Source organism: Legionella resiliens (assembly GCF_021344005.1).
GTDB lineage: Bacteria > Pseudomonadota > Gammaproteobacteria > Legionellales > Legionellaceae > Legionella > Legionella resiliens.
The window spans coordinates 1609625-1617892 of record NZ_JAJTND010000004.1 but is presented as its reverse complement, the minus strand read 5'-3'; the positions used below and the strand labels follow the sequence as shown (position 1 = coordinate 1617892).

Genomic DNA, 8268 nt, shown 5'->3' with positions numbered 1-8268 from the left:
CGGTAAACAGAACGATATTTTAAGATGCCGCGGAGCATTTCTATAGCAAGATCCACTGGATCCCACGCATAAAGCGCGGTACGTAGGCGAAAAAATTAGTGGAGGTTTTTCATGTTAAATTTCTCTACGTACCGCGCTTTATGCGCGGTAAACAGAACGATATTTTAAGATGCCGCGGAGCATTTCTATAGCAAGATCCACTGGATCCCACGCATAAAGCGCGGTACGTAGGCGAAAAAATTAGTGGAGGTTTTTCATGTTAAATTTCTCTACGTACCGCGCTTTATGCGCGGTAACCAGAACGATATTTTAAGATGCCGCTGAGTCATTTCTATAGCAAGATCCCCTGGATACCGCGCATAAAGCGCGATACGTAGGCGAAAAAATTAGTGGAGGTTTCTCATCAAAATACTGACGATACCTCTGGTCGAACGCCACCAACCTACTCGAGTTTGCAATAACCTGGTTAATGACTCTATTAGGTATGAACCGATCTATCTCTATCTCGTAAGCATTGCAAGACATCATAAAAACTCAGTTCACATACTTTTAATAAAACAAATAAATGAAAAATAAGGTCAGCTGATTCATTAACTAATTCTTCACGGTTATTATTTACTGCAGCAATTACTGTTTCAATGGCTTCTTCACCTACTTTTTGAGCGCATCGTGAGAGTCCGGATTCGAATAACTGTGCTGTATAACTGTTTTCATTTTTTGAGTCTGCACGTTCATTTATCAGTCCAATCAACTCATGTATAAAACCAAGATTTGTATTATGTTCAGGCTGAAAGCAACTCGTGGATCCTAAATGACAAGCGGGACCTTTAGGTAAGACCTGAATTAAAAGGCTGTCGCTGTCACAATCCACACTGATATGCTGTACGGACATGCTATTACCAGAACTTTCTCCTTTACGCCATAAACGCTTGCGACTTCGGCTGTAGAGATTCAATTGGCCTGTAGTCAGTGTGGCGATCAACGCTTCCTGATTCATATAACCTAACATTAAGACATTACCATTTTCAGCATTTTGGACGATGGCTGGTAATAAACCATTCATTTTTTTCCAATCCAAAGAATTAATTTCCATATGAATCATAATCGTACCTCAATTTTTTGTTTTTTAAGTGTTCGTTTAATTTCGTGGATCGTCAAAATTTTGTCATGAAAAATGCTGGCAGCTAAAGCTCCATCTACTCGAGTTTCAAGAAATACTTGAGTAAAGTCATCCAGCGCCCCGGCACCTCCAGAAGCAATTAATGGTACCTGGCATAAAGAGCGTACCAATTTTAATTGATGCACATCATACCCTGAACGCACGCCATCCGATTGCATACAGTTTAGTACAATTTCTCCTGCACCTCTGTCTTGAACTTCTCTGATCCATTCTCTTGTTTTGCGTCTGGAATTAAGGATTTTATGTTCATCTCCGGTGTATTGATAGACATAATAATCATTATCTATCCATTGACTATCAATTCCTATTACAACACATTGGCTTCCAAAATTCCGGCTTAGTTCATTAATTAAACCGGGATTTTCTAATGCCGGGCTATTAATGGATATTTTATCAGCCCCAGAATTTAATACCGATTTTGCCTGATCAAGTGAGCGAATTCCACCCGCTACAGTGAAAGGAATATTAATTGTTTCTGCAACTTGGCGGACCCAATCTGGGCAAACTGAACGTTGTTCAGAACTTGCAGTAATATCATAAAATACTAACTCATCTGCACCTGCTGCAGAATAATGAGCGGCAAGTTCGAGAATGTTGCCAACAACACGATGATTACGAAATTTAACTCCTTTGACTACTTGATTATCGCGTACATCAAGACATGGAATAATTCGTTTAGTTAACATAATTTATACTCAAATTAATCGTGTAGCCTGGGCTACACCTACAATAACATTGACCTCAGATCAAAAGTGGCTTGGTATAAGGATAACCCCAGGATTACTGCGCTAGCTCCTAGTGCATCCAATCGATTAATATCCTCTGCATTACGGATACCTCCGGAAGCTTGCCATTCGATTTGAGGAAAACGTTCAATTGCTTCTTTATAAAGTTCGAAATTCGGCCCTTGCATCATTCCATCACAAGCAATATCAGTACAAAGTATTTGTTTAATTCCTAATTGCTGATAATGGGTAACAACATCCCATAAATTATTATTTGTCGTTGTTTGCCAACCATGAATAGCTGGGAAGGGTATCCTATTTTTCATTCGAATATCTAAAGCCAGGATAATATGTTGTGGACTGATTTCCCTGATAATAAGTGCAGCCAGTTCTGGATTGGTAATTGCAATACTACCTAAAACCAGATTGGATATCCCAGCTGAAAAACATGTTATTGCTTGTTCTAAGGATCGAATTCCTCCGCCTGCTTGCACAACGATTCCTGTATTTTGCATAGCACATATTAAAGACAACTGTTGCATCGCTCCTGTTTGTGCTCCATCCAAATCAACGACATGCAAACGCTGTGCTCCCAATTCGGCGAAGTAAGCAGCACGTTCGAGTGGGGGAGTATCGAATTGAGTGACTTGATCAAATTGTCCTTGTCGTAAACGAACACAACGACCTGCTTGGATATCAATTGCAGGGATAAGGATCATACAGCCTCCATATTTTAAGTTATCGATTTCTTCGAAAATACTCTTCCGTAGTAGAGGTTTTCGAAAAAATCTAATAGTTACAAAAATTGTTTAGCAAAGTCATTCCGGTTTCAGCAGATTTTTCCGGATGAAATTGCATACCCCAAATATTATTTTTTTGAATGATTGCTGTGAACGGTTCATTGTATTCACAATGGGCTAAAGCGTATTGGCTTTCACCTAGTGCGTAACTATGAACGAAATAAACATAGTCCTGTTCTCTTAACCCTTGTTGCAAGAATGTTTCTGTGCACCACTGCAATTGGTTCCAACCCATGTGAGGCACTGGATAATCTTCTTGCTGGCGTAAACGTTGTGCTCTTCCAGGAAGCATACCAAGACAACGAATATCACCTTCTTCACTGCTTTCGAGTAATAATTGCATGCCAAGACAAATACCGAGCAGGGGTTGTTCTAGCGAAGTAATGACATCGATCAATTCATACTGGCGTAGCGCATTCATACCATAAGCAGCAGTACCTACGCCGGGTAAAATCACATGACTTGCTTTCCCAATTTCTTTTGCATCGTGTGTTAATTGATACTTAAAACCTAGCCTTTTTACTGCGTTTACTAAAGAGGTTAGATTGGTGCCGCTGACATCAATAATGGCAATCATAATACCCCCTTGGTCGATGGGAGAATGTTGTTTGTTTTCATACAGGCTTGGCCTAGCGCTCGTCCTAATGATTTGAAACAGGCTTCAATCATGTGATGATGATTTTGGCCTTTCACTTCAATGTGAATGGTTGCACCAAGGGCAGTGGCTAATGAATTAAAGAAATGGGGAACCATTTCAGTTGCCAGGCCTCCAACAAATTCTCGAGTAAATTGGCCTTTAAAATCGCAAAAACCTCTACCGCCAATATCGATGGCTATAGAGGCTAAAGATTCATCCATAGGTAAAGTAAAGCCATAGCGGTTAATACCCCATTTGTCGCCAAGTGCCTTTTTTAGCCCTTCCCCTAAAGCGATCGCGGTATCTTCAATTAAATGATGATCATCAACTTCTATATCACCGGTTGCATGTAATTCAAGATTGAATCCACTATGTTTGGCTACTTGCTCCAGCATATGGTTAAAGAATGGAAATGGCGTATTTATGGAGCTGCTCTGGTCAGTATCCAAAATCAGGGTTAATTTTATCTCTGTCTCTTTTGTCTTTCTTTGGACAACTGCAGTTCGTTTTTGACCCAGTATTTTTTGGGTAATTTGATCCCATCCATGCTCTTTGGAGACGGGCAAAAACTTGATCCCCAGATTGTCGGCAAATTGTCGGTCAGTTTCTCGGTCTCCAATAACCCAGGTACATGAATTATTAATTGCTCTTTCTTTTAGGAATTGATTCACTAAGCCCGTGTTAGGCTTTCGGCACAAACAATTATCTTCGGGCATGTGCGGGCAAATAAAAACTTCATCAAAAAATATTCCTTGTGACGAGAAAATATCTAAGATGAATTCATGGCAAATCATAAAATCATCTTCAGGAAAAGCAGCGGTACCTATACCGTTTTGATTGCTCACCATAACAATGTGAAAGCCTTCCTTTTGCAATTGCAGTAATGCGGGAATAACACAAGGTGTGAGCTTAATTTTATCTAAAGAATCTACTTGATAATCAAAAGGTTCTTCAATTAAGGTTCCGTCACGATCGATAAATAAGATTTTTTGCATTTTAATATCCTGAAACATTATTTTGGAAAGAAGATAAAGCGTGCAGCAAAAGTTGATTTTGTTGATCATCACCTACTGTAATTCGTAAATGATCATGTAACGATGAATTAGGTGAAAAACTTTTGATTACTATGCCATGATGAGCAAGCCAAGAAACCAATTCGGATGTGTATTTGGTTTTAACAAGAATAAAGTTGGCTTCAGTCGGATAGACTTTCTTGATAAGAGGACATAATTGCAATTCCTTCATTAACTTGGCTCGAGACGCTTTAATTGTATTGATTGCCTGCAAAAACCACTCATTTTTTTCTAATGCACGGAGAGCTAAATCAATCACTACACTGGAAATGGGGAAGGGCGGCATAATTTTATTCAAGGCTTGAATTACATTTGCTTGAGCTAAAATGATTCCTAACCGAAGATTGGCTAAGCCATAAGCTTTAGATAGAGTACGTAACACAATTAAATTATCAAATTGAGAAATGAGGTGTGTTGCACTTTGAGTTTGAGCAAATTCAATATAAGCCTCATCAACAACGATAACAGAGCGATTTTTATACTCATTACACAGTGTTGCAATAAAGTCTAGATCAATTAAGTTACCTGTAGGATTATTGGGATTACACAAAAAAATGATCTTACAGTTGTTTTGCCAACTACTACGAATGTCGTGTAGAGAAAGTTGAAAATTATTTTGAGCATCTAGAGGACATTCAATAAGCTTGGCATGTTGTAAATAGATATAAAAAGAATACATAGAAAAAGTGGGCGGAAATTGTAGGCATGCATCTTGCCCTGCACTGAGAAATAAGCGTGTAATTAAATCAATTCCATCATCTGATCCCCGAGTGAGCACAATTTGCTTTTCTTCAACTTGATAGTACTTTGCCAATTGTTCTTGCAGTTGCTTCTGCAGGTATTTTTCTGGATAAAAGTTTAAATTAATATTCGTATTTAATGCAGACCAAGGAAGTTCGTTAGCATGCAAACGATGTCTTATGGGAGCACTACCTACACTATAAGGTTGATTGTCTAATAATTCAGGGCGTATTAAGTTAAGTACTGACATTTAAAGCTCCAGTGAGTTCAACCTGATTTCTACAGCGCGTGCATGAGCATCCAATCCTTCAATTTGAGCCAGAGCAATTGCTGCAGGCCCTAAAGCTTTGATTCCTTCTTTGCAAATTGATTGAATATTAAAGTGAGTGAGAAAATCGAGTGTTCCAAGGCCGCTGTGATTTTTGGCAAAACCATTGGTTGGTAGAACGTGGTTTGATCCAGTTACATAATCACCAAGTGTTTCAGCTGCCCAGGCGCCAAGAAATACTGTACCTACTGCATGTATTTCATCTACAAAAGTGTCTGCATCTTCACGGTTTATGATCAAATGCTCAGGAGCATAGGAATTAATCATATGTAATTGTTCGTTTTTTTCAGCACATACAATAATCAAGCTGTTTGCCAGTGATTGTTTGATTATTTGTGTTCTTGATAGACTATTATATTGTGCGTACAGCTGTTGGTTTACCTGTTCTGCGGTTTGAAGTGAGTCGCAAATCAGAATGACTTGTGAGTCAACTCCATGCTCAGCCTGTGCTAGTAAATCAGCAGCGATAAATGCTGGATTTGCTTGATTATCAGCAATGACCATGACTTCGGAAGGTCCCGCGGGCATATCAATTGCTGCGCCATAAGGATCTGAAGCAACTAGAGTTTTTGCTTCCGTAACATAACTGTTTCCCGGCCCAAAAATTTTGTCTACCTTAGTAACGGTTTCAGTACCATAAGCCATAGCCGCAATTGCTTGTGCTCCCCCAAGCGCATAAATGGTATCTATGCCGCATAATCTTGCTGCAACCAATAAATGTTCGTTAATTGAACCGGATGCATCAGGAGGGGTACAAAATATTTTTATAGGACATCCCGCGACACGGGCAGGGATGGCCTGCATTAATAATGAAGAAATTAGAGGAGTTCTATTGCCACCTGGGACATACAAACCAACTCGTTGAATGGGTTTGTAGATACTGTTAATAGTTACACCATCGGCTGTACCTATATTTTTATTTTCTGGTAAAAGAGCTTGGTGGTAGGTAGTAATCGTTTTAATTGCTTCAGTAAGGGCAGCAAGAGACGATTTACTAATGCACGCATTTTCAATTTTTTGTTTAGGGATTTGCAGACTGCTCAATCGAGCCCCATCAAATTGCTCTGTAAAGGTAAATAATGCTTGATCTCCAAGAGTCCGCACCTGTTTGATAATTTCTTGTACCTTGCCTTTTACCGAGGATGTTTGCATTGGGCGTGTTAGGCAGATTTCTTTTTCAGCTTGGGATAGGGATTGCCAATTTTTAATCGATAACATCATACTACTCCAACATTTTTTCTATAGGTAAAACCAATATAGAACTGGCTCCGAGGGTTTGAATGGTTTCTAAAGTATTCCAAAATACACGTTCACTGGAGACAACATGCACCGCAACTTTATTCATATTGCCAGGTAAAGGCAGAATTGTGGGTGACTCAGCGCCAGGCAATTTTTCTGCAATTGCATCAAGAGCTGATTTCGGAGCGTGAAAAACAATGTATTTTCTTTCCTGCGCTTGTTGTACTGCCTGAATTCTTCGTGCGAGCATGTCAAATAACTCCTGAAACATGTTAGAAAAGCTCCGATCGCTTTGGATCAATACGGCTTGACTGAGCAGTACTGTATCTACTTCATAGAGTTTGTTGTCTTCCAAAGTTTGACCACTTGAAACGAGGTCACAAATTGCATCCGCCATACCCATTCGTGGTGCAACTTCAATTGAGCCGGATAATACAAGACGTTCTGCACATATTTTTTTGTCACGTAAATATTGGTTTAGTAAATTAGGATAACTGGTAGCAATTCGTTTGCCATCCAGGCTTCCAGGACCTTGATACTCTGTGGATTCTGGAATAGCTATGGATAAACGGCAAGTGCACGTGCCTAATGCTGCTGTTGTTTTATATAATTTTTGTGGATTGGCAAGAGAAGCCTCGAGTAAGACATTCTCACCAACGATTCCGCCATCACATAAGCCATCAAATACCAAAGTAGGTATGTCATCATCACGGACAAAAAGTAAATCAATAGGAAAGTTATCAACATGAGTAAGTAAGCTATTCGTCTTAATACGAAATTTCAAACCACATTGCTGCAAAAGTCTCAAAGATTCTTCAGATAAACGCCCCTTCTTTTGTAAGGCCAAACGTAAACGATTTTTCACGACATCTCCAATCTCTTCGCGATTAGCTCATAACCGCCGGTACCAAAACTTAAACAGCGTGCTACACGAGTTATTGTGGTTACGCTGACCTCAGTTTGTTCATGAATAGTGCGATAGGGAATACCTTGTCGCAATAAAGGAACAACCTGCCAACGATCTGCCATTGCTTCGAGTTCTGCTGGGGTGCATAAATCGGTAAAAAATTGCAAGGCTTCTTCTTTGTTTTTAAGCAAACTAATGGCGTGCATTAAATCAGACAGAGCAGAATGTTTTGCTGTTGTATGTGTTTTCATATTAATGTATTAGCGTAATAGAACATTAACTCAATAGTACTGAATGTTTTTAAAACTGTCAACACCATGTACAAACACTGAAGATTGATAAATCTTGTACAATTTGCATCCCACCTCTCACTCTCACATCGCTGTCTACGTCCCGTGGCTTGCCGGCTGGGCTCAGTGTTTTAGGGCAGATCTTCTGGAAACGCCTCGGAAGGTCGAAGTAGCGATGTTTTTCAGGGATGTGTATCAGATTCACGTAGACAGGTTTGTTGGGTAATTTTGCTCTGTGGAATCGTCAGTTTTTCATTTTAAATTTCACTACGAACCACTTAAATTTCACTACGAACCGCTTAAACTCCTCTACGTACCGCGCTTTATGCGCGGTATCCAGAACAATAT

At 39.6% G+C, this 8268-nt stretch carries 9 protein-coding genes; all 9 read right to left on the bottom strand.

Going from position 1 to position 8268, the window contains the following annotated elements; all coding sequences use genetic code 11:
- Window positions 1–478 precede the first annotated feature (478 nt).
- The 9 genes from hisIE to LXO92_RS12595 all read right to left on the bottom strand — a co-directional run bounded on the left by hisIE (window position 479) and on the right by LXO92_RS12595 (window position 7881).
- Window positions 479–1102: a bifunctional phosphoribosyl-AMP cyclohydrolase/phosphoribosyl-ATP diphosphatase HisIE gene (gene hisIE / locus LXO92_RS12635; RefSeq protein WP_232891095.1), complete on the bottom strand. Its 624-nt coding sequence runs from the start codon at window positions 1100–1102 to the stop codon at window positions 479–481.
- The gene (gene hisF / locus LXO92_RS12630; RefSeq protein ID WP_182349924.1) at window positions 1099–1866 is read right to left on the bottom strand and encodes an imidazole glycerol phosphate synthase subunit HisF; all 768 of its coding nucleotides are present in this window, start codon (window positions 1864–1866) and stop codon (window positions 1099–1101) included. Before hisF ends, hisIE begins: the two co-directional genes overlap by 4 nt.
- 38 nt (window positions 1867–1904) lie before the next feature.
- Window positions 1905–2624, bottom strand: a complete 720-nt coding sequence (locus LXO92_RS12625) for a 1-(5-phosphoribosyl)-5-[(5-phosphoribosylamino)methylideneamino]imidazole-4-carboxamide isomerase (RefSeq protein ID WP_182349923.1) — start codon at window positions 2622–2624, stop codon at window positions 1905–1907.
- A gap of 70 nt (window positions 2625–2694) precedes the next feature.
- A complete protein-coding gene (hisH, locus tag LXO92_RS12620) occupies window positions 2695–3282 on the bottom strand; it encodes an imidazole glycerol phosphate synthase subunit HisH (RefSeq protein ID WP_182349922.1) in 588 nt (195 codons plus the stop codon).
- Complete coding sequence (gene hisB / locus LXO92_RS12615) at window positions 3279–4337, bottom strand: bifunctional histidinol-phosphatase/imidazoleglycerol-phosphate dehydratase HisB (RefSeq protein WP_182349921.1); 1059 nt, start codon at window positions 4335–4337, stop codon at window positions 3279–3281. Before hisB ends, hisH begins: the two co-directional genes overlap by 4 nt.
- A 1-nt stretch (window position 4338) precedes the next feature.
- The gene (hisC, locus tag LXO92_RS12610) at window positions 4339–5406 is read right to left on the bottom strand and encodes a histidinol-phosphate transaminase (protein WP_232891094.1); all 1068 of its coding nucleotides are present in this window, start codon (window positions 5404–5406) and stop codon (window positions 4339–4341) included.
- The gene (gene hisD / locus LXO92_RS12605) at window positions 5407–6702 is read right to left on the bottom strand and encodes a histidinol dehydrogenase (RefSeq protein WP_182352836.1); all 1296 of its coding nucleotides are present in this window, start codon (window positions 6700–6702) and stop codon (window positions 5407–5409) included. It lies immediately after the preceding gene.
- Between the two features lie 4 nt (window positions 6703–6706).
- Window positions 6707–7588: an ATP phosphoribosyltransferase gene (hisG, locus tag LXO92_RS12600; protein WP_232891093.1), complete on the bottom strand. Its 882-nt coding sequence runs from the start codon at window positions 7586–7588 to the stop codon at window positions 6707–6709.
- On the bottom strand, window positions 7585–7881 hold the full coding sequence (locus LXO92_RS12595) for a YerC/YecD family TrpR-related protein (RefSeq protein ID WP_182349918.1): 297 nt from the start codon (window positions 7879–7881) through the stop codon (window positions 7585–7587). Before LXO92_RS12595 ends, hisG begins: the two co-directional genes overlap by 4 nt.
- Window positions 7882–8268: the final 387 nt, after the last annotated feature.

Bases quoted from the DNA above. Each gene is read 5' to 3' on its own strand.
- hisIE (WP_232891095.1), bottom strand. From the start codon at position 1,102: ATGATTCATATGGAAATTAATTCTTTGGATTGGAAAAAAATGAATGGT.
- hisF (WP_182349924.1), bottom strand. From the start codon at position 1,866: ATGTTAACTAAACGAATTATTCCATGTCTTGATGTACGCGATAATCAA.
- LXO92_RS12625 (WP_182349923.1), bottom strand. From the start codon at position 2,624: ATGATCCTTATCCCTGCAATTGATATCCAAGCAGGTCGTTGTGTTCGT.
- hisH (WP_182349922.1), bottom strand. From the start codon at position 3,282: ATGATTGCCATTATTGATGTCAGCGGCACCAATCTAACCTCTTTAGTA.
- hisB (WP_182349921.1), bottom strand. From the start codon at position 4,337: ATGCAAAAAATCTTATTTATCGATCGTGACGGAACCTTAATTGAAGAA.
- hisC (WP_232891094.1), bottom strand. From the start codon at position 5,406: ATGTCAGTACTTAACTTAATACGCCCTGAATTATTAGACAATCAACCT.
- hisD (WP_182352836.1), bottom strand. From the start codon at position 6,702: ATGTTATCGATTAAAAATTGGCAATCCCTATCCCAAGCTGAAAAAGAA.
- LXO92_RS12595 (WP_182349918.1), bottom strand. From the start codon at position 7,881: ATGAAAACACATACAACAGCAAAACATTCTGCTCTGTCTGATTTAATG.